The sequence below is a fragment of the Streptomyces sp. NPDC085524 genome, assembly GCF_044541755.1.
Lineage (GTDB): Bacteria > Actinomycetota > Actinomycetes > Streptomycetales > Streptomycetaceae > Streptomyces.
In genome coordinates this window covers 160,608-179,194 of the sequence record NZ_JBITTH010000007.1, presented here as the reverse complement: position 1 = coordinate 179,194, position 18,587 = coordinate 160,608, and the positions used below count along the sequence as shown (strand labels likewise).

16 protein-coding genes and 5 tRNA genes are annotated in these 18,587 nt (G+C 70.0%); 12 read left to right on the top strand and 9 right to left on the bottom strand.

All coding sequences use genetic code 11. The features are described 5' to 3' along the window. Positions 1–153: 153 nt before the first annotated feature. The 8 genes from ACIGFK_RS12965 to ACIGFK_RS12930 all read right to left on the bottom strand — a co-directional run bounded on the left by ACIGFK_RS12965 (position 154) and on the right by ACIGFK_RS12930 (position 10,525). Positions 154–741, bottom strand: a complete 588-nt coding sequence (locus tag ACIGFK_RS12965; protein ID WP_073911148.1) for an ATP/GTP-binding protein — start codon at positions 739–741, stop codon at positions 154–156. Then, positions 722–1,279 carry a DUF742 domain-containing protein gene (locus ACIGFK_RS12960; RefSeq protein ID WP_376662248.1) on the bottom strand — a complete coding sequence of 186 codons (558 nt, stop codon included), beginning with the start codon at positions 1,277–1,279 and terminating at the stop codon, positions 722–724. The genes ACIGFK_RS12965 and ACIGFK_RS12960 overlap by 20 nt, the downstream gene beginning before the upstream one ends. 93 nt (positions 1,280–1,372) lie before the next feature. Next, entirely contained in the window at positions 1,373–1,786 is a 414-nt protein-coding gene (locus ACIGFK_RS12955) for a roadblock/LC7 domain-containing protein (RefSeq protein WP_030037347.1), read from the bottom strand. Between the two features lie 10 nt (positions 1,787–1,796). Beyond that, on the bottom strand, positions 1,797–5,015 hold the full coding sequence (locus ACIGFK_RS12950; protein WP_376662247.1) for a nitrate- and nitrite sensing domain-containing protein: 3,219 nt from the start codon (positions 5,013–5,015) through the stop codon (positions 1,797–1,799). A gap of 291 nt (positions 5,016–5,306) precedes the next feature. Then, positions 5,307–5,894, bottom strand: a complete 588-nt coding sequence (locus ACIGFK_RS12945) for an ATP/GTP-binding protein (RefSeq protein WP_254385735.1) — start codon at positions 5,892–5,894, stop codon at positions 5,307–5,309. Beyond that, entirely contained in the window at positions 5,875–6,267 is a 393-nt protein-coding gene (locus ACIGFK_RS12940) for a DUF742 domain-containing protein (protein WP_365166228.1), read from the bottom strand. The genes ACIGFK_RS12945 and ACIGFK_RS12940 overlap by 20 nt, the downstream gene beginning before the upstream one ends. 151 nt (positions 6,268–6,418) lie before the next feature. Beyond that, on the bottom strand, positions 6,419–6,832 hold the full coding sequence (locus ACIGFK_RS12935; protein ID WP_008739864.1) for a roadblock/LC7 domain-containing protein: 414 nt from the start codon (positions 6,830–6,832) through the stop codon (positions 6,419–6,421). A 9-nt stretch (positions 6,833–6,841) separates the two neighbouring features. Then, positions 6,842–10,525, bottom strand: coding sequence for a nitrate- and nitrite sensing domain-containing protein (locus tag ACIGFK_RS12930; protein WP_376661887.1), 3,684 nt, complete (start codon positions 10,523–10,525; stop codon positions 6,842–6,844). Positions 10,526–11,112: 587 nt separating this feature from the next. Here ACIGFK_RS12930 and ACIGFK_RS12925 point away from each other — a divergent pair. The 9 genes from ACIGFK_RS12925 to ACIGFK_RS12885 all read left to right on the top strand — a co-directional run bounded on the left by ACIGFK_RS12925 (position 11,113) and on the right by ACIGFK_RS12885 (position 15,110). Beyond that, positions 11,113–11,286: a hypothetical protein gene (locus tag ACIGFK_RS12925; protein ID WP_376661886.1), complete on the top strand. Its 174-nt coding sequence runs from the start codon at positions 11,113–11,115 to the stop codon at positions 11,284–11,286. A 97-nt stretch (positions 11,287–11,383) separates the two neighbouring features. Then, positions 11,384–12,175 (top strand): fumarylacetoacetate hydrolase family protein, encoded by a 792-nt coding sequence (locus ACIGFK_RS12920; protein WP_376661885.1) that lies wholly within the window; start codon positions 11,384–11,386, stop codon positions 12,173–12,175. Next, on the top strand, positions 12,168–13,643 hold the full coding sequence (gene gltX / locus ACIGFK_RS12915; protein ID WP_376661884.1) for a glutamate--tRNA ligase: 1,476 nt from the start codon (positions 12,168–12,170) through the stop codon (positions 13,641–13,643). The genes ACIGFK_RS12920 and gltX overlap by 8 nt, the downstream gene beginning before the upstream one ends. Before the next feature lie 163 nt (positions 13,644–13,806). Then, positions 13,807–14,535: an HAD family hydrolase gene (locus ACIGFK_RS12910; RefSeq protein ID WP_376662519.1), complete on the top strand. Its 729-nt coding sequence runs from the start codon at positions 13,807–13,809 to the stop codon at positions 14,533–14,535. An 86-nt stretch (positions 14,536–14,621) separates the two neighbouring features. Then, a tRNA-Gln gene (locus ACIGFK_RS12905) sits at positions 14,622–14,693 on the top strand. Between the two features lie 27 nt (positions 14,694–14,720). Next, positions 14,721–14,793 (top strand) — tRNA-Glu (locus ACIGFK_RS12900). A gap of 61 nt (positions 14,794–14,854) precedes the next feature. Further along, a tRNA-Glu gene (locus ACIGFK_RS12895) sits at positions 14,855–14,927 on the top strand. A gap of 24 nt (positions 14,928–14,951) precedes the next feature. Further along, positions 14,952–15,023, top strand: a tRNA-Gln gene (locus ACIGFK_RS12890). 14 nt (positions 15,024–15,037) lie between these two features. Continuing rightward, positions 15,038–15,110: transfer RNA gene (locus ACIGFK_RS12885), tRNA-Glu, on the top strand. A gap of 172 nt (positions 15,111–15,282) precedes the next feature. Here ACIGFK_RS12885 and ndgR read toward each other — a convergent pair. Then, positions 15,283–15,999 (bottom strand): IclR family transcriptional regulator NdgR, encoded by a 717-nt coding sequence (gene ndgR, locus ACIGFK_RS12880; protein ID WP_073911130.1) that lies wholly within the window; start codon positions 15,997–15,999, stop codon positions 15,283–15,285. A gap of 185 nt (positions 16,000–16,184) precedes the next feature. Here ndgR and leuC point away from each other — a divergent pair, with 185 nt between their 5' ends. The 3 genes from leuC (at position 16,185) to ACIGFK_RS12865 (ending at position 18,571) form a co-directional block, all read left to right on the top strand. Next, complete coding sequence (gene leuC, locus ACIGFK_RS12875) at positions 16,185–17,609, top strand: 3-isopropylmalate dehydratase large subunit (protein ID WP_376662348.1); 1,425 nt, start codon at positions 16,185–16,187, stop codon at positions 17,607–17,609. Positions 17,610–17,612: 3 nt separating this feature from the next. After that, positions 17,613–18,206 (top strand): 3-isopropylmalate dehydratase small subunit, encoded by a 594-nt coding sequence (gene leuD / locus ACIGFK_RS12870; RefSeq protein ID WP_400051504.1) that lies wholly within the window; start codon positions 17,613–17,615, stop codon positions 18,204–18,206. A 137-nt stretch (positions 18,207–18,343) separates the two neighbouring features. Then, the gene (locus tag ACIGFK_RS12865; RefSeq protein ID WP_030009267.1) at positions 18,344–18,571 is read left to right on the top strand and encodes a hypothetical protein; all 228 of its coding nucleotides are present in this window, start codon (positions 18,344–18,346) and stop codon (positions 18,569–18,571) included. The last annotated feature ends 16 nt before the right edge of the window (positions 18,572–18,587 follow it).

Sequence of the window (18,587 nt, the reverse complement as noted above, 5' to 3'; positions counted from 1 at the left end):
AAGGCCCCGCACCCTCCCAGGGTGCGGGGCCTTCCGCATGCCGTGACGGCGTCCGCAGGCGTGTGCAGGCGTGCGCGCGGCGCGGACGGAGACGCACGTACGCGAAGGCCCCGTGTCGGACGACACGGGGCCTTCGGCGGATTCGGCGGCCGACTACCGCAGGCGGGCCATCAGCGCGTGCTCGACGAGCGTGATGAGGGCGCTCTTGGCGTCCGCGCGGTGGCGGGCGTCGGTGGTGATGATGGGGGCGTCCGGGCCGATCTGCAGGGCCTCGCGGACCTCCTCCGGCGTGTACGGCTGGTGGCCGTCGAAGCCGTTGAGGGCGATCACGAACGGCAGGCCGCTGTTCTCGAAGTAGTCCACCGCGGGGAAGCAGTCCGCCAGACGGCGGGTGTCCACGAGCACGACGGCGCCGATGGCGCCGCGGACGAGGTCGTCCCACATGAACCAGAAGCGGTCCTGGCCCGGCGTACCGAAGAGGTACAGGATCAGGTCCTGGTCCAGCGTGATGCGGCCGAAGTCCATGGCGACCGTGGTGGTCGTCTTGTCCCCGGTGTGGGTCAGGTCGTCGATCCCGGCGGAGGCGCTGGTCATGACGGCTTCGGTGCGCAGCGGGTTGATCTCGGAGACCGCGCCGACGAACGTGGTCTTGCCCACGCCGAAGCCACCCGCCACCACGATCTTCGCGGACGTGGTGGAGCGGGCGGGAGCCGCTCCGCCGTTAGAGCTTGCGAAGTCCACTGAGCACCCTTTCGAGCAGTGTCACATCTGGCTGGCCGCCGGCAGACTCGTCGCCGCCGGGCTGGTGAATGGCGACAAGGCCCGCCTCCGCCAGGTCGGCGACGAGGATGCGGGCGACACCAAGAGGAATGGAGAGAAGTGCCGAGATCTCCGCGACGGATTTGATCTCCTGGCACAGGCGGCAGATGCGCTGGTGCTCGGGCAACTGCCCTTGCAGCCGCGCGGGATCTGCCGTGGTACTGACCAGCGCCTCGATGGCGAGCTGGTAGCGCGGCCGGGTACGGCCGCCGGTCATCGCGTACGGACGCACCAGCGGGTTGTGGGCCTTGGGAGCCGGCTGCCGGGCAGCGCGCGGGGGCTGCTGCGCCGGCATGGAGGGCTGCTGGGGCTGCTGGGGGTGTGCGTACGGCTGTTGCTGGTACGGGTTGTGCTCCGGCACGGGCCGGCTGGGAGCGGAGGGGAAGTTGAAGCGGTTCTGGTCGTGCCCACCCTGCGGCTGCTGCGCGCCGCCATAAGGATGTCCTCCGGGTGTTGTCACGTTTCCTCCTCCGACTCCAAGAACGCAGTACTCCCTGTGGAACCGCGCCACCGCACCCTACGGTGCGATGGCGCGAAACACACTGCCTGTCTGTTAGTTGAGAAGACTTCCCTGCAGCTCCGCACGCAGATCCGGGGTGAGGACACTGCCCGCTCGGTCCACGAGGAGGGCCATCTCGTAGCCCACGAGGCCGATGTCGCACTCGGGGTGCGCCAGCACTGCGAGGGAGGATCCGTCGGAGACGGACATGAGGAAGAGGAATCCCCGGTCCATCTCGACCACGGTCTGGTTGACGGCGCCGCCCTCGAAGATACGGGAAGCTCCGGCGGTCAGCGAGGTCAGACCGGAGGCCACGGCCGCCAGCTGATCGGCGCGGTCGCGCGGGAATCCGTCGGACATCGCCAGCAGAAGGCCGTCGGCGGAGACCACCACCGTGTGGGACACCCCGGGGGTGTTGTCCACGAAGTTGGTGATCAACCAGTTCAGGTTCTGCGCCGCCTGGCTCATCGCGCTCACACTAACGCTCCTGGTCATAGCTGTTACTTGACTGCTCGGAACCCGCGTTGCGTCCCTGCTGGACACCCCGCCGCAGGTTGCTCAACCTGCCGCGGACGTCCTCCGGGGCGCGGGAGACCTGGGGGCCTCCCTGCGGGGTCGTCTCCGCTGCGCCCTCGACCAGGTTGGCCTTGGGCACTCGCCGGGGAAGACCGGAGGGGGTGACCCCGCCCGCCTTCGGCTCACGGAGTTTGGCTGCCTGCTGCCAGCGCTCGTCGTTGCCCGAGCGCCACCCGCTGCTGCCGTCCGTCCCTTCCGTCTCCCGCTCCGGCGCCGCGGGCTGCTGCTGACGCGGCGGCCGCTGTTCGAAGAGGGATCCGGGGGACTCCGCTTCCTGCTGTGCCGGCTGCCACTGCTGCTGGCTGCCACGGCGCGGCAGGCCCGCTCCGGTCATCGCGTGACCGGTGTCCGCAGAGGTGCCCGAACGGTCGAAGCCTACGCGCTCCGGGGCCTGTTCGGGTACGGCAGGCGATTCCGATTCGGTCCCGTAGTCCTGCTCGTACGCGGGCTGGTAGGAGTTCTGCTGCGGCCACTCGGCCTGCTCCGGCTGGGCCTCGTAGCCGCCGTCGTAGGACTGCTCGGCCTGCTGCTGCTCCTGGTAGGCGGCTTCCGCATACCCGTAGTCCTGCTGCTGGTACGCATCGAAGCCCTGCTGCGGCTGCTGGGCCTCGTACGGGGATTCGTAGCCCTGCTCGGCCTGCTGCTCGTAGCCCTGGTACGGCTGGTACCCGTGTTCCGGCTGGGGTTCCGGATAGCCGGCCTGGCCGGCCGGTCCCGGCTGGCCGTCGTACTGCGCCTGCTGGTCCTGCGGGTAGCCATTCTGGGCCTGGGCCTCCAGCGCGGCACGGCGCTCCTCGCGGACGAGGGACCGGCCGACCGGGTCGAGGTCGCGGCCGTCGGAGCCCGGCTGGTCGTAGCGCGAGTCGTCGAAGCCGAGCTCGGCGGCCGTACGCATCGGAGCGGCCTGCTGGGCCTGCTGCTGCGGGATCATCGAGGAGACGGTGAAGTCGTCGTCCGGGATGCCCTCGCCACCGCCACCGTGGGTGATGGCGTCCGGGAGCATGATCAGCGACGTGGTGCCGGCCGCCTCGCCCGAGGGGCGCAGCTGGACGCGGATGCTGTGGCGGTCCGCCAGCCGGCCGACCACGAACAGACCCATGCGCTGCGAGATCGCGGCGTCCACGGTCGGCGGGTTGGCGAGCTTGTGGTTGATGTCCGCGAAGTCCTCGGCGGTGAGGCCGATGCCCTTGTCGTGGATCTCGACCATCACGCGGCCGTCCGGCAGACGGGTCGCGTTGACGCGGACCTTGGTCTGCGGGGAGGAGAACGTGGTGGCGTTCTCCAGCAGCTCGGCGAGGAGGTGCACGAGGTCGGTCACGGCCTGGCCGTGGATCTCGGCGTCGGAGACGCCGGAGAGCTCGATGCGCTCGTACTGCTCCACCTCGGAGGAGGCGGCGCGCAGGACGTCGACGAGGGGCACCGGCTGGTCCCAGCGGCGGCCCGGCTCCTCACCCGCGAGGATGAGGAGGTTCTCGCCGTTGCGGCGCATACGGGTGGCCAGGTGGTCCAGGCGGAAGAGGTTCTCCAGCTGGTCCGGGTCGGCCTCGTTGTTCTCCAGGTCGGTGATGAGGGTCAGCTGGCCCTCGATCAGCGACTGGTTGCGCATGGAGAGGTTCGTGAAGATCGCGTTGACGTTCCCTCGCAGGAGCGCCTGCTCGGCGGCGAGCCGGACCGCCTCGCGGTGGACCTGGTCGAAGGCCCGGGCGACCTCGCCGATCTCGTCCGCGGAGTCGATCGGGATCGGCTGCACGCGGGTGTCGACCTTGCCGGGGTCGGTGCGCGAGAGCTGGTCGACGAGCATCGGCAGGCGCTGCTCGGCGATGTCGAAGGCGGCGGAGCGCAGGCGGCGCATCGCACGGCCCATCTGGCGGGCCATGAGGCCCGCGAGGATGAAGGCGGCGAGCAGGGCCACGACGACGATGGCGCCGTTGGTGATGGCCTCGTTGCGGGCGTCTTCGGAGACCGCGACGGCGTCCTTGACGGCCTTGTCGAGCAGTTCCTTCTCGACCTCGTCGTAGCCGTCGAACTTCGCGGTGGCGGCGGCCTGCCAGGCGGCGGGCGTGGTGCCGCCCTCGGCCAGCTGCTTCTTGGTCCCGCCGCTGGCGATCGCGTCGGTCATGCCGGCGAGCGGGGAGCCGTTGGCCCCCGCCGGCGGGGGCACGAACTTCACGCCGGCCTGCTCGGCCTGGCGCTTCGCCTCGGTGAGCCGCGCCTCGCCCGCCTTGGACTTCGCCGCCATGACCTCCTTGAGGCGGTTCACGTCCTCCTCGGTACCCGCCGCGACGTACTCGCCGATGGCGATTTCCTCGAGGTAGGCGTAGGAGGAGAACGCGACGAGCTGAGCCTTGCGTATGTTCTCGTCGGGGTTCGGGCGCACCAGCAGGTGCGTGCCGACGGAGCGCTGCAGCGAGTTCGCCGCCTTGGCGAGCTCGATCGCGTAGACCATGCGGCCGTACGAGGTCACGTTGCCGGTGCCGAGGCCGAGCTCGTTCGAGAACTGCATCAGGTAGTGCTCGACGAGCACGTAGCCCTCTTCAGTCGGGATGGGACCCGGCTGGCCGTTCTGGAGGTTCTTCTTCGCGGTCTCGAGCGCCGCCTGGTAGGCCTTCTCGCGGACCTGCGCCAGCTTGGGCTCCTCCGCGCGGAAGAGCTCCAGACGGCGCTCCATGCCCTGGTTCTCGGGCAGGTCCTTGACGGCCTGGTCGAACTTCACCTTGGCGCCGTCGGTCGTGTTGCGGACCTTGGCGACCACGTCGTTCTTGGCGTCGCCGAGCAGCAGCGGCTCCGCGGAGAGGTCGCGCTCGTTGAGCAGCGCCTGGCTGTATTCCGAGGCGGCCTGGACGACCCGGGCGATCTTCTCGGCGTCCTTGGCCTCGTTCCAGGTGTCGATGGACCCCTTCACCTGGAAGCCGCCCATGACCAGCCCGACGAGGGCGGGCACGAGCAGGATGGCGTTCAGACGGGTCGGCACGCGCCAGTTGCGCGGGGAGAACCTGCTGGTGCTCCCGCTGCTCTCGGGCGGGCCCACGGGAACGTCGACCGGCGACGCGGCCGCTCGCGGCGGCGGGGTGAAGTTGCCGCGCGCGGGTTCATCCGCGGGGCTTGCGTTGCTTCGCCTCACTCGACCAACAACCTCTCGGCGGTACTACTAGCTAGTTCGTTGAATTCCAGCACGGTTAACGGCCGTGTTCCAAACAGTTGAAATCGGCCATTCCCCGAGACTTACGCCTCACATAAATCGGACATAAAGAGCTTCCTACGGCAAAAATGGGGGGAGTTGTGCGCGTAGCGGCACCAGCCGAACGCGGCGTGTCGCCAACTGCCGCCAATTCTCTGTCGAAACGTTATGAACCAAAGGGGCGGGCCGTGTCGTAGGACACAGCCCGCCCCTGCGGCGGAAGCTGAAACGCCGTTACTTGAGCCGGGCCATCAGCGCGTGCTCGACGAGCGTGATGAGGGCGCTCTTGGCGTCCGCGCGGTGGCGGGCGTCGGTGGTGATGATGGGGGCGTCCGGGCCGATCTGCAGGGCCTCGCGGACCTCCTCCGGCGTGTACGGCTGGTGCCCCTCGAAGCCGTTGAGGGCCACGACGAACGGCAGGCCGCTGTTCTCGAAGTAGTCCACGGCCGGGAAGCAGTCCGCCAGGCGGCGGGTGTCGACCAGCACGATCGCGCCGATGGCGCCGCGGACGAGGTCGTCCCACATGAACCAGAAGCGGTCCTGGCCCGGGGTGCCGAAGAGGTACAGGATCAGGTCCTGGTCCAGCGTGATGCGGCCGAAGTCCATGGCGACCGTGGTGGTCGTCTTGTCCCCGGTGTGGGTCAGGTCGTCGATCCCGGCGGAGGCGCTGGTCATGACGGCTTCGGTGCGCAGCGGGTTGATCTCGGACACGGCGCCGACGAACGTGGTCTTGCCCACGCCGAAGCCACCGGCGACCACGATCTTCGCCGAGGTGGTGGAGCGGGCGGGAGCCGCTCCGCCGTTAGAGCTTGCGAAGTCCACTGAGCACCCTTTCCAGCAGCGTCACGTCCGGCGTGCCGCCGGCCTCTCCATTGCCCGGCTGGTGGATGGCCACCATGCCGGCCTCCGCCAGGTCGGCGACGAGGATCCGGGCCACACCGAGCGGCATCGACAGCAGCGCGGAGACTTCCGCGACCGACTTGACCTCACGGCACAGGGTGCAGATGCGCTGGTGCTCCGGGAGCAGGCCGGACAGGTGCATCGGATCGGCCGTGGTGCTGACCAGGGCCTCGATGGCGAGCTGGTAGCGGGGCCGGGTACGGCCGCCGGTCATCGCGTACGGACGCACCAGCGGCTGTTCGCCTTCCGAGTACGAATCTCCGTACGCATCGGGGTAGGCGGGGGGCGGGGTCATTGATCCTCCGGGCTGGACAGCAGTGGTCAGCGTGCCGTCTGACGGGGCGGCCGGTGGGGGGACGGTATGACGGCCTATCGGGGGTACTGGGTACCGGGGCGGGGGCCCCGGTCTCCCGGCCGGCAGTACCGGCCGACCGGGAGATTGACGGTCAGATGAGCAGGCTTCCCTGCAGCTCCGCGCGCAGGTCCGGGGTGAGGACGCTGCCGGCACGGTCCACGAGGAGGGCCATCTCGTAGCCCACGAGGCCGATGTCGCACTCGGGGTGCGCCAGTACGGCCAGCGAGGATCCGTCGGAGACGGACATGAGGAAGAGGAATCCCCGGTCCATCTCGACCACGGTCTGATTGACGGCGCCGCCCTCGAAGATGCGGGAGGCTCCGGCGGTCAGCGAGGTCAGACCGGAGGCCACGGCCGCCAGCTGATCGGCGCGGTCGCGCGGGAAGCCTTCGGACATCGCCAGAAGGAGGCCGTCGGCGGAGACCACCACCGTGTGGGACACCCCGGGGGTGTTGTCCACGAAGTTGGTGATCAACCAGTTCAGGTTCTGTGCCGCCTGGCTCATCGAACTCAACTAACGCTCCTGCTGGTAAGTGGGGTCGATGTGGTAACTGCCGGTCGCCGGGCCGCTGTTGCCGGCCTGGCGACCCTGCTGAATACCCCGTCGGAGGTTGGTCAGACGGCCGCGGACGTCATCGGGCGCCCGCGAAACCTGAGGGCCGGTCTGCGCGTCCGCCTGCGTCTGCGCGGTTCCGGCCACGAGGTTCGCCCGGGGCACCCGGCGGGGCAGCCCCGAGGTCGTGATGCCGCCGGCCGCGGGCTGGCGCACGCGCTCGGCCTGGCGCATCAGCTCGTCGTTCGGCGAGGACTTCCAGCTGACGGTCGGCATGGCGCCGGTCGTCGCCTGGGCGGGCTCGACCGCGAGCTCCTGGCCGCGCTGCGGCAGCTGGTGCTGCTGCGGGGCCGGGGCCGGAGCGGACTGCTGCGGCTGCTGGGGGACGACCGGTGCCGGCGCGGCGGGCTGCTGGCCCTCCTCGCGGAACCAGTTCGACTCCAGCGAATCGAAGATCGGGCTGCGGTCCTGGCCGTGACCCGTCGCCGGAGGCAGGGCCTCGGGCTGCGGAGCCTGCGGCAGGCTCGGGGTCTCGGGCCGCGGGGGCGGTACCTGCAGGTACTCGCCACCGGCCTGCGGCTGCTGCGGGGCCTGCGGCGAACGGGGGAACCCGCCCACACCCGGGCCGCCGGGACGCTGGGGCTGGAAACCGCCCGGGCGCTCGAACTGGCCGGTGGTCGACTGGTCCTGGTAACCCCGCACGTCGGGACGCTCGAACTGTCCGGTCGTGCTGTTGCCGGCGTTCCCCTGGGGGAGCGGGGCGTTGAAGTCGGGGCGGGGGAACTCGGCCGTCGAGCCGGGGCCCGACAGCTCGTCGTGGCCGCGCGCCTGGTCGGCACCCCAGCTGGTGGTCTGCGGGGCGGAAAGCTCCGCACGCGCAGCGCCGCCCCGCGGGGGCAGCTGCGGCCGCGGGCCGCTCTGGGCCGGCGCCGCGGGGGCGGCCGGCTGCTGGAAAGCCTGGGGCTGCTGGGGCTGCTGGGCCTGCGGCTGCTGCGGGCGCTCGAAGCCGTTGCCCTGCTGGAATCCCTGGGGCGCGGTCGGGCGGGCCTGGGGGCCCCCGGACAGTCCGGCACCCGCGAAGTTCGCCGTGCCGGCACCGGCACCTGCCGTACCGCGGCCCGGCAGCGGAGCACCGCCGCCGAAGCCGCCCTGACCCTGGCCCTGCCCGGTCGGACCGGTCGGCGCACCGCCGCCGAAGCCGCCCTGGCCGCCCTGCTGCGGGCGGGCACCGGGGCCGCCCGGCTGCTGCGGCCGGCCGCCCTGGGGACGCTGCGGGCCGGGGCCGCCGTCGCGGCCCGGCAGTGCGGCGCGCTGACCGCCGGCGCCGACCTGGCCGCGCTGCGGAGCGGCGCCGACGGGCTGGCGTCCGCCCGGACCGGGCACGGAGCCCTGCGCGGACGCGGCCGGGCCGCCGGCCGGAGCCTGGCCGCCCGGAGCACCCGGACCGCCCGGCTTCTTGCCGCCCTGGGCGACGTCCACCGGAAGCATGACGAGGGCCGTCGTACCGCCCGAGTCGGAGGGGCGCAGCTGGATGCGGATGCCGTGTCGCAGGGACAGGCGGCCGACCACGAACAGGCCCATGCGGCGGGAGACGGAGACGTCCACGGTCGGCGGCGCCGCGAGGCGCTCGTTGATCGCGGCGAGGTCCTCGGGGGAGAGGCCGATGCCGGTGTCGTGGATCTCCACGAGCACGCGGCCGTCGGGAAGCGCGTGACCGGTGACCTTGACCTTGGTCTGCGGGGAGGAGAACGAGGTGGCGTTCTCCAGCAGCTCGGCGAGGAGGTGCACGAGGTCGTTGACGACGCGGCCGGCGACATCGGTGCCCGGCACCGAGGCCAGTTCGATGCGCTCGTACTGCTCCACCTCGGACGCGGCGGCACGGAGCACGTCGACGAGCGGGACGGGGCGGGTCCACCGGCGGCCCGGCTCCTCGCCCGCGAGGACGAGGAGGTTTTCGCCGTTACGGCGCATGCGGGTCGCGAGGTGGTCGAGCTTGAAGAGCGAGGACAGCTGGTCCGGGTCGGCCTCGCGCGACTCCAGCTCGGAGATGAGCGAGAGCTGGCGCTGGATGAGGCCCTGCGAACGGCGCGAGAGGTTGGTGAACATCGCGTTGACGTTGCCTCGCAGGAGGGCCTGCTCGGCGGCGAGGCGGACCGCCTCGCGGTGCACGTCGTCGAATGCCGCGGCCACCTGGCCGATCTCGTCGCGGGTGTGCACACCGACCGACTCCACGGACGTGTCGACGTCCTGCGGGTCGGACTCGGAGAGCTGCTTGACGAGCTCGGGCAGACGGTCCTGGGCGACCCGGGTCGCGGTGTCCTGGAGGCGGCGCAGCGAGCGGATCATCGAGCGGGCCATGACGAAGGCGCCGACGAGGGAGACGCCGAGCACGAGGAGGATCAGGGCACCGTTGATGATGGCGTCCTGCTGCGACTCCTGCTTGAGCTCGCGGGCCTTCTGCTCCATGTCCTCGAGGAGGCTGAGCTCGATCTGCTTCATCGCCGAGAGCTTGGTGCCGTCGGCGTCGTACCAGTCCAGCCAGGACCGGTTCTTCTCGCGGAGGAAGGCGTCCTGGGTGGAGAGCACGCGGCGCGCGTAGTGGTCGGCGCTGGCGATCTCGGAGTTGCCGTCGCCGAGACCGGCGAGGAGCTCCTCGGAGCGGCCCTGGTAGACGAGTTCGAAGGTCTTCTTCGCCTGCTGCTCACCGCGCTGGGCGGAGAGCGCGTACAGACGGTCGTTCTCCTTGAGCGAGCCCTGCTTCTCCGCGCTCTCGGGGAGCGAGGCGGCGATGATCGCGCGCTGGATGGAGGCGTACTCCTTGGCGGACGAGAAGGCCGCCAGGGCGCGCGTGCGCTTGATCATCTCCGGGTTGGAGGTGGCCTGCGCCATGTCCTGCGAGAGGGAGAGGAGCGAGACGATCAGCGCGTTGTACTCGGTGACGGTCTGCTGGGCACCGCTGGCGTACGCGTGCTTGCGGATGTCCTCGATGTTGGTGAGCTGACGGCCGATCTGCAGGATGTTGTTGCGGATCGACTTGAGGGTGTCGTCCTTGCCCTCGACGTCGTCGACCTTGTCCGTCGCCGCGGCGAAGGCCTTGGCAGCGTTGTCGGTCTCCTGGCGCTTCCCGTCGACCGTGCTGTTGCTCTTGCCGCCGGTGAGCGAGAGCGGACCCGCCGAGATGTCCCGCTCCTCCTGGAGCATGGCGGCCAGGTGGGTGGCCTGCCGGGTCATCGTCGTCAGCAGCTGCATGTGCTCGAGCTGCGCGATGTCGTTGAGCGAGTCGTTGATGCGGAAGCCACCGAGCGTGGTGGCGGCGACGACCGGCAGGGTCAGCAGCGACACCAGTCGCGTGCTGATTCGCCAGTTCTGCATGGCGAGACGGGAACCGGGCCCGCTGGGGGCCTTCGGTATCGCCGTGTCCTGCGGCTCGGTCTGACCGGCCTTGGCGGACTTCCCGCGGCCCTTCGCCTTCACCGTGGCGGAGGCGTCGTGGCCCGCGCCTTCGACAGCCGGCCCCCGGTTCTGGGCGTGCTGGGGCGAGGTGCCACGGTCGGTTCCGCGCGGCTCCTGCTCGGCGGCGGCATCTCCACGGCCCTGGCGGGCCTGGGGAGACCCCTTGCCGTCCCTCTTGAATCGTCCCTGCACTAGCGTCGCAACCTCTGGACCAGGCGCCCCACCGGGAGACCGGTGGAACGGTGTCGAGTCGTGGGGCACTGAATGCCCCATGGTGGTCGTCGGTGACCGGCGCGTTTCCTTCTCGCGCCACCGCGTCTCGGCGCTAGTCGCGCCACCTGCGCGCCGGTTGTATCCCGCGGTGGTCCCGCGAATTCCAGCACAGTGGCGGATCTCCAACAAGGTGCGCGTGTCGCCCCGGAGAGTCGGTGACGTCTTGTGACGGAGGCGCTACACGATGTGGGGTCGCTTTCGGGAGAAACCGGACTTAGATGGCCCAAACGGCCGGGTTGTCAAGGTGTCCCAGTCGAGATGATCAGCAGCGGAATGGAACATTCAGTAGCGCAATGTCCGTTTCTTCGGGTCATTTTGACTGCCCGTAATGCCCGTATTGCCGGGTCGCTGGTGAGCAAACTCACACAGCCGTGGCCATTACTTACCGGTTCGGCGAGGGATTTAGATGTTTAGCCTTGCCCTTTACAGGGTTGGCGGCCGCGTCAACCGGTACCCGACGATCAGCTGAGGCCTGCAACTCCATGAGTACGAAGACGACGCGACCGATGTTCCGCAACATAGCCAACCCCCGCCGCACCACCCTCGCGCACCTCAAGGACGCCGAGGAGCTGCAGGCGGCACCGGCCTCCCCGGAGCACGCCGTCGAGCTGCCGACCCAGACGGCCAACCCGCGCCGCACGGTCCTCATGGACGCACCGGTCGTCACCCCGGCGCAGTAGCAGCCGCGCGAAACAGCGCGGGGCGCCGCTCCCCACCGCGTTAGCCTGGAGTCCGCAGACTCCAGCCAGCGGAAATACAGAGGGGCAGACGCAACACGTGCGCATCGCCAGGTTCTCCATCGACGGCAATGTCGCGTTCGGCGCGGTCGAGGGCAGCACTGCCCTCGCGGCGTCCGAGGGTGAGCTCGTCCTCGACATCATCAAGGGCATTCCGTTCGCGGACTTCGAGCTGTCCGGCACGAAGGTCCCGCTGAGCAAGGTCCGGCTGCTGCCGCCCGTGCTCCCGAACAAGGTCGTGGCCATCGGCCGCAACTACGCGGAGCACGCGGCAGAGCTCGGCAACGAGGTCCCGGACGCGCCGATCACCTTCTTCAAGCCCTCCACCTCGGTGGTCGGCCCGGGCGACCCGATCACGTACCCCTCCTTCTCCCAGGACCTCCACCACGAGGCGGAGCTCGCCGTGGTCATCGGCCGCATGTGCCGCGAGGTCCCGCGCGAGCGCGTCAAGGACGTGATCCTCGGCTACACCTGCGCCAACGACGTCACCGCGCGCGACGTCCAGCAGCGCGAGAAGCAGTGGGCGCGGGCCAAGGGCTTCGACAGCTCCTGCCCCCTCGGCCCCTGGATCGAGACCGACCTGGACCCGGCCGACCTGACCATCCAGTGCACCGTCAACGGCGAACAGCGCCAGCTCGGCCGCACCAGCGACATGGTCCGCTCCATCGAGGACCTGGTCGTGCACATCACCGAGGCCATGACGCTGCTCCCGGGCGACGTCATCCTCACGGGGACCCCGGCCGGAGTCGGCCCCCTCAACGTCGGCGACGAGGTCGCCGTCACCATCGAAGGCATCGGCACTCTCACCAACAAGGTGATCAAGCGTGGCTAACGCGAACGTCCGCGTACGTTTCTGTCCCTCCCCGACCGGCAACCCCCACGTGGGCCTGGTCCGGACCGCCCTCTTCAACTGGGCGTTCGCCCGCCACCACGGCGGTACGTTCGTCTTCCGCATCGAGGACACCGACGCGGCGCGCGACTCCGAGGAGTCGTACGACCAGCTGCTCGACTCGCTGCGCTGGCTCGGCTTCACCTGGGACGAGGGCCCCGAGGTCGGCGGCCCGCACGCGCCCTACCGGCAGTCCGAGCGCATGGACATCTACAAGGACGTCGCGCAGCGGCTCCTCGACGGCGGCTACGCCTACAAGTGCTACTGCACCACCGAGGAGCTCGACGCGCGCCGTGCGGCCGCCCGCGCCGCCGGCAAGCCCTCCGGCTACGACGGCCACTGCCGCGAGCTGACCACCGTGCAGGTCGAGGCGTACGAGGGCGAGCACCGCGCCTCCATCGTCCGCTTCCGGATGCCCGACGAGCCGATCACCTTCACGGACCTCGTCCGCGGCGAGCTCACCTTCACCCCGGACAACGTGCCGGACTTCGGCATCGTCCGGGCCAACGGAGCCCCGCTGTACACGCTGGTCAACCCGGTCGACGACGCGCTGATGGAGATCACGCACGTCCTGCGCGGCGAGGACCTGCTCTCCTCGACCCCCCGCCAGATCGCCCTGTACAAGGCGCTGATCGAGCTGGGCGTCGCCAAGACCACCCCCGCCTTCGGCCACCTGCCGTACGTGATGGGCGAGGGCAACAAGAAGCTCTCCAAGCGCGACCCCGAGGCCTCGCTCAACCTGTACCGCGAGCGCGGCTTCCTCCCCGAGGGCCTGCTGAACTACCTCTCGCTGCTCGGCTGGTCCTTCTCCAAGGACCAGGACGTCTTCTCGATCGAGGAGATGGTGTCGAAGTTCGACATCGACGGCGTCAACGCCAACCCGGCGCGCTTCGACCTCAAGAAGGCCGAGTCGATCAACGGCGACCACATCCGCCTGCTCGACCCGAAGGTCTTCGCGGACCGCTGCGCCCCGTGGCTGCAGGCCCCGCACGCCAACTGGGCCCCCGAGGACTTCGACGCCGCGGCGTGGGAGCGCATCGCGCCGTACGCCCAGACGCGCGTGGGCGTCCTCTCGGAGATCACCGCCAACGTCGACTTCCTGTTCCTGAAGGAGCCGGTGGAGGACCAGGCGTCCTGGGACAAGGCGATGAAGGGCGAGCCGGCGGCCCTGCTGACCACGGCGCGCGAGAACCTGGAGTCGGCCGACTGGTCGGACCCGGAGTCCCTCAAGCAGGCCGTCCTGACCGCCGGCGAGGCGCACGGCCTCAAGCTCGGCAAGGCCCAGGCCCCGGTCCGCGTCGCCGTCACCGGCCGCACGGTCGGCCTGCCGCTCTTCGAGTCCCTGGAGATCCTGGGCAAGGAGCGCTCCCTGGCCCGCATCGACGCGGCCCTGGCGAAGCTCGCCGCCTAGTGCTGTGACGCACGTCCCCGCAGGGGGCGGCAGCCGCAACCCGGCCGCCGCCCCCTGCGGCGTTGGCGGAGGCCGCCGCAGCGCCGACGGGGAGATCACCTGCTTCGTGACGGACTTCCCCGTCCTGCCTCCGCGGGACGGGGAAGCGGCGTAGCCTCGGCGTATGCCGATCCGCGCCGTGCTCTGGGACATCGACGACACCCTGTTCGACTACACCGGGGCCGACGCCACGGGCCTCGCGCGCCACCTGGAGGCCGAGGGGATCGCGGGGCGGTACGGCACCCCCGCCGAGGCGCTCGCGCTCTGGCGGCGGATCACGGACCGCCACTGGGCGCGTTTCGCGGCGGGCGAGGGCACCTTCCAGGGGCAGCGGCGGGACCGGGTGCGGGAGTTCCTCGAACAGCCCGCGATGACCGACGCGCAGGCCGACGCCTGGTTCGACCAGTACGTCGAGCACTACAAGGCCGCGTGGACGGTCTTCCCGGACGTGGTGCCCGTACTCGACCTCCTCGCCGCCGACTACCGGCACGGGGTGCTCTCCAACTCCTCCCTGGCCAACCAGGACCCCAAGCTGCGCGACCTCGGCCTGCGCGACCGGTTCGAGGTGCTGATCTGCGCCGTCGAACTCGGAGTGAGCAAGCCCGAGGCGGGGGCCTTCCTCGCCGCCTGCGAGGCGCTGGGCCTGCCGCCGGGTGATGTGGCGTACGTGGGGGACCAGCCCGAGATCGACGCGCGCGGGGCCCGTGACGCCGGGCTGCTCGCGTTCTGGCTCGACCGGGACGGCAGCCGGGGGCCCGGACCCGATGGGGCGCACCGGATCGAGGGCCTTGACCAGCTCCCGGAGCTGCTGGCCGCAGATACCCGTTTTGGAGCACGGTCAGGCATCCGGTAATGTTCTTTCTGCGCCGCCGGAGCGGGCCGAAAGGCCGGACGGGGGCGCCACTCGAAAGAAAATCCCCCCAAGGGGTTGACTTTCGGTGGGGTATAGTGTAATTGGCAACACGAGGGTTTCTGGTTCCCTTATTCTAGGTTCGAGTCCTGGTACCCCAGCGCAGTGCAGCAGTAACGCAGTGCTTAGCCCCCGTTGTGTAGCGGCCTAGCACGCCGCCCTCTCAAGGCGGTAGCGCCGGTTCGAATCCGGTCGGGGGTACAGATCCTTCCCGCGAGATCTCCAGGGTCGCACCCGGACATTTTGATGCAGGATCGCTAGGGCCCCCGTTGTGTAGCGGCCTAGCACGCCGCCCTCTCAAGGCGGTAGCGCCGGTTCGAATCCGGTCGGGGGTACTGTGGTCTGGTCTAGACCACCCTTGGGCTATGGTGTAATTGGCAACACGAAGGTTTCTGGTTCCTTTGTTCTAGGTTCGAGTCCTGGTAGCCCAGCGCAGTACCTGCAAGCCCCCGTTGTGTAGCGGCCTAGCACGCCGCCCTCTCAAGGCGGTAGCGCCGGTTCGAATCCGGTCGGGGGTACGCACAGGAGAGGCCCTCCGCGTTCATCGCGGAGGGCCTCTTCGCTTTGTCCGGGCTCGTTCCGAGCCGGTGCGGCCGAGCTCACAAGTACGGGCCCGGAGGCGCGTGTTCGGACGTGTGCGGCGTCGTACGCGCCCCCGGGCCCGGGGGGAAGGGTGAATGCGGGGCAGGGTCAGCCGGAGCGGCGCAGGGCCTCCGAGAGCCGGGCGGCCGCGTCGATGACGGCCTGGGCGTGCATGCGGCCCGGGTGGCGGGTCAGGCGCTCGATCGGCCCGGAGACCGACACGGAGGCCACCACGCGGTTCGACGGCCCGCGTACGGGCGCCGACACGGAGGCCACGCCGGGCTCCCGCTCGCCGATCGACTGCGCCCAGCCGCGGCGCCGTACGCCCGAGAGGGCCGTCGCCGTGAAGCGCGCGCCCTGCAGGCCTCGGTGGAGCCGCTCGGGCTCCTCCCAGGCCATCAGGATCTGCGCGGCCGAGCCGGCCTTCATCGGGAGCGTGGAGCCCACCGGGACGGTGTCCCGCAGGCCCGACAGCCGCTCGGCGGCCGCCACGCAGATGCGCATGTCTCCCTGACGGCGGTAGAGCTGCGCGCTCTCACCCGTCACGTCACGCAGGTGTGTCAGTACCGGTCCCGCCGTGGCCAGCAGTCGGTCCTCGCCGGCCGCGGCGGCGAGTTCCGCCAGCCGCGGGCCGAGGATGAACCGGCCCTGCATGTCCCTCGCCACCATCCGGTGGTGTTCCAGTGCCACGGCGAGCCGGTGTGCCGTGGGTCGTGCGAGCCCTGTCGCCGCGACCAGCCCGGCGAGGGTGGCCGGACCGGACTCCAGTGCGCTCAATACCAGAGCTGCCTTGTCGAGAACGCCGACGCCGCTAGAGTTGTCCATGAAACGATATTCACGTCTCACACTGTGAAACGCAAGTTCAAATTTTCCAAGAACAAGCGAGTCTGTATGTGCGGGTCCACGAACCACTGGGTCCGAGCCGTCGTCCGAGACGTGGGGGTGCGGGCGATCAGGCGCAACAGATCTCTATGAAGCGCCGGCACAACCGGCCGGCCGGAGGGAAAGCGATGGGTAGGACACTCGCGGAGAAGGTCTGGGACGACCATGTCGTCCGGCGCGCCGAAGGCGAGCCCGACCTCCTCTTCATTGATCTGCACCTGCTGCACGAGGTGACCAGCCCGCAGGCCTTCGAGGGCCTGCGCCAGGCCGGCCGCAAGGTCCGACGCCTCGACCTCACCATCGCGACCGAGGACCACAACACCCCCACGCTCGACATCGACAAGCCGATCGCGGACCCGGTCTCCCGGGCCCAGCTGGAGACGCTGCGCAGGAACTGCGCCGAGTTCGGCGTACGGCTGCACTCGCTGGGCGACGTCGAGCAGGGTGTCGTGCACGTCGTGGGGCCGCAGCTGGGTCTGACCCAGCCCGGCACCACCGTGGTCTGCGGTGACTCGCACACCTCCACCCACGGTGCGTTCGGTGCGCTGGCCTTCGGCATCGGCACCAGCCAGGTCGAGCACGTGCTGGCCACCCAGACGCTGCCGCTGGCCCGCCCGAAGACGATGGCGATCACCGTCACCGGCGAGCTGGCCGAGGGTGTCACGGCCAAGGACCTGATCCTGGCCATCATCGCCAAGATCGGCACCGGCGGCGGCCAGGGCTACATCCTGGAGTACCGCGGCGAGGCCATCGAGAAGCTGTCGATGGAAGCCCGCATGACCATCTGCAACATGTCGATCGAGGCCGGTGCCCGCGCGGGCATGATCGCCCCCGACCAGACCACCTTCGACTACCTCGAGGGCCGCGACCACGCCCCCGTGGGCGAGGACTGGGACGCCGCCGTGGCGTACTGGCGGACCCTGCACACCGACGCGGACGCGGTCTTCGACGCGGAGGTCGTCATCGACGGCGCCGCACTGTCCCCGTTCGTCACCTGGGGCACCAACCCGGGCCAGGGCGCGCCGCTGTCGGCCAACGTCCCCGACCCGGCTTCGTACGAGGACGCTTCGGAGCGCCTGGCCGCCGAAAAGGCCCTGGAGTACATGGGGTTGACCGCCGGGCAGCCGCTGCGCGACATCAAGGTCGACACCGTCTTCGTAGGTTCCTGCACCAACGGCCGCATCGAGGACCTGCGCGCCGTCGCCGGGATCGTCGAGGGCCGCAAAGTCGCCGACGGCGTACGGATGCTGGTCGTCCCCGGTTCGGTCCGGGTCGCCCTGCAGGCCGTGGAAGAGGGCCTGGACAAGGTCTTCAAGGAGGCCGGCGCCGAGTGGCGGCACGCGGGCTGCTCGATGTGCCTGGGCATGAACCCCGACCAACTGGCGCCGGGTGAGCGCTCCGCGTCCACCTCCAACCGCAACTTCGAGGGCCGGCAGGGCAAGGGCGGACGCACCCACCTGGTCTCCCCGCAGGTGGCCGCCGCCACCGCGGTGCTGGGCCACCTGGCCTCGCCCGCCGACCTGTCCGCCGCCGACGCGACCGCCGGAGTCTGAACCATGGAAGCCTTCACCACCCACACCGGCCGGGCCGTCCCGCTGCGCCGGAGCAACGTCGACACCGACCAGATCATCCCGGCCCACTGGCTGAAGAAGATCACCCGCGACGGGTTCGAGGACGGGCTCTTCGAGGCCTGGCGCAAGGACCCCGAGTTCGTCACGAACCGTCCGGAGCGCGCCGGCGCGACCGTCCTGGTCGCCGGCCCCGATTTCGGTACCGGTTCCTCGCGCGAGCACGCCGTCTGGGCCCTGCAGAACTTCGGCTTCAAGGCGGTCATCTCCTCCCGCTTCGCCGACATCTTCCGCGGGAACTCGCTGAAGAACGGCCTGCTGACCGTCGTGCTCCCGCAGGAGACCGTCGACAGGCTGTGGGAGCTGACCGAGGCCGACCCGGCCGCCGAGATCACGGTCGACCTGGTCGCCCGCGAGGTCCGAGCGGAAGGCGTCGTAGCGGAGTTCGAGCTCGACGACAACGCCCGCTGGCGTCTGCTGGAGGGGCTGGACGACATCTCGCTCACCCTTCAGAACGAAGCGGACATCGCCACGTACGAAAGTGCGCGCCCGTCCTTCAAGCCGCGCACCGTTCAGGCCTGATTCCTGCCTGATCAGCGCTTATTCACCCTTGGGTGATCACATCGACAACACTGTGCCCCCCACCGGATGGTGGGGGGCACAGCTGTGTGTTGAGGCCCCGTGAGGCGACAACTCGCCCCAGATGGCACAATCTGTGCATGGAACGCGACAGTCAACTTGAGCTCTACGAACTCGTCGCGGACCGATTGAAAGAAGCACACACACGGGTGCGCTCACTGCAAGTCCCGGAGGGCGTAAGGATGGCGCTGTCCCGGAAGCTGTTGGTCGTCACGGCCGCGGCGAAGCACGATCTCGCCGATGCGGCTAGGCGCCTGGACAGGTTGATGAAGGACCTCGACGAGGGTCGATTCCCTGAAGGCGACTGATGCGAAGGAACTCCGT

Coding starts and splice junctions, on each gene's coding strand:
- ndgR (WP_073911130.1), bottom strand. CDS start 15,999: ATGGACAACTCTAGCGGCGTCGGCGTTCTCGACAAGGCAGCTCTGGTA.
- ACIGFK_RS12910 (WP_376662519.1), top strand. CDS start 13,807: ATGCCGATCCGCGCCGTGCTCTGGGACATCGACGACACCCTGTTCGAC.
- ACIGFK_RS12955 (WP_030037347.1), bottom strand. CDS start 1,786: ATGAGCCAGGCGGCGCAGAACCTGAACTGGTTGATCACCAACTTCGTG.
- ACIGFK_RS12940 (WP_365166228.1), bottom strand. CDS start 6,267: ATGACCCCGCCCCCCGCCTACCCCGATGCGTACGGAGATTCGTACTCG.
- leuD (WP_400051504.1), top strand. CDS start 17,613: ATGGAAGCCTTCACCACCCACACCGGCCGGGCCGTCCCGCTGCGCCGG.
- ACIGFK_RS12935 (WP_008739864.1), bottom strand. CDS start 6,832: ATGAGCCAGGCGGCACAGAACCTGAACTGGTTGATCACCAACTTCGTG.
- ACIGFK_RS12925 (WP_376661886.1), top strand. CDS start 11,113: ATGTTCCGCAACATAGCCAACCCCCGCCGCACCACCCTCGCGCACCTC.
- leuC (WP_376662348.1), top strand. CDS start 16,185: ATGGGTAGGACACTCGCGGAGAAGGTCTGGGACGACCATGTCGTCCGG.
- ACIGFK_RS12865 (WP_030009267.1), top strand. CDS start 18,344: ATGGAACGCGACAGTCAACTTGAGCTCTACGAACTCGTCGCGGACCGA.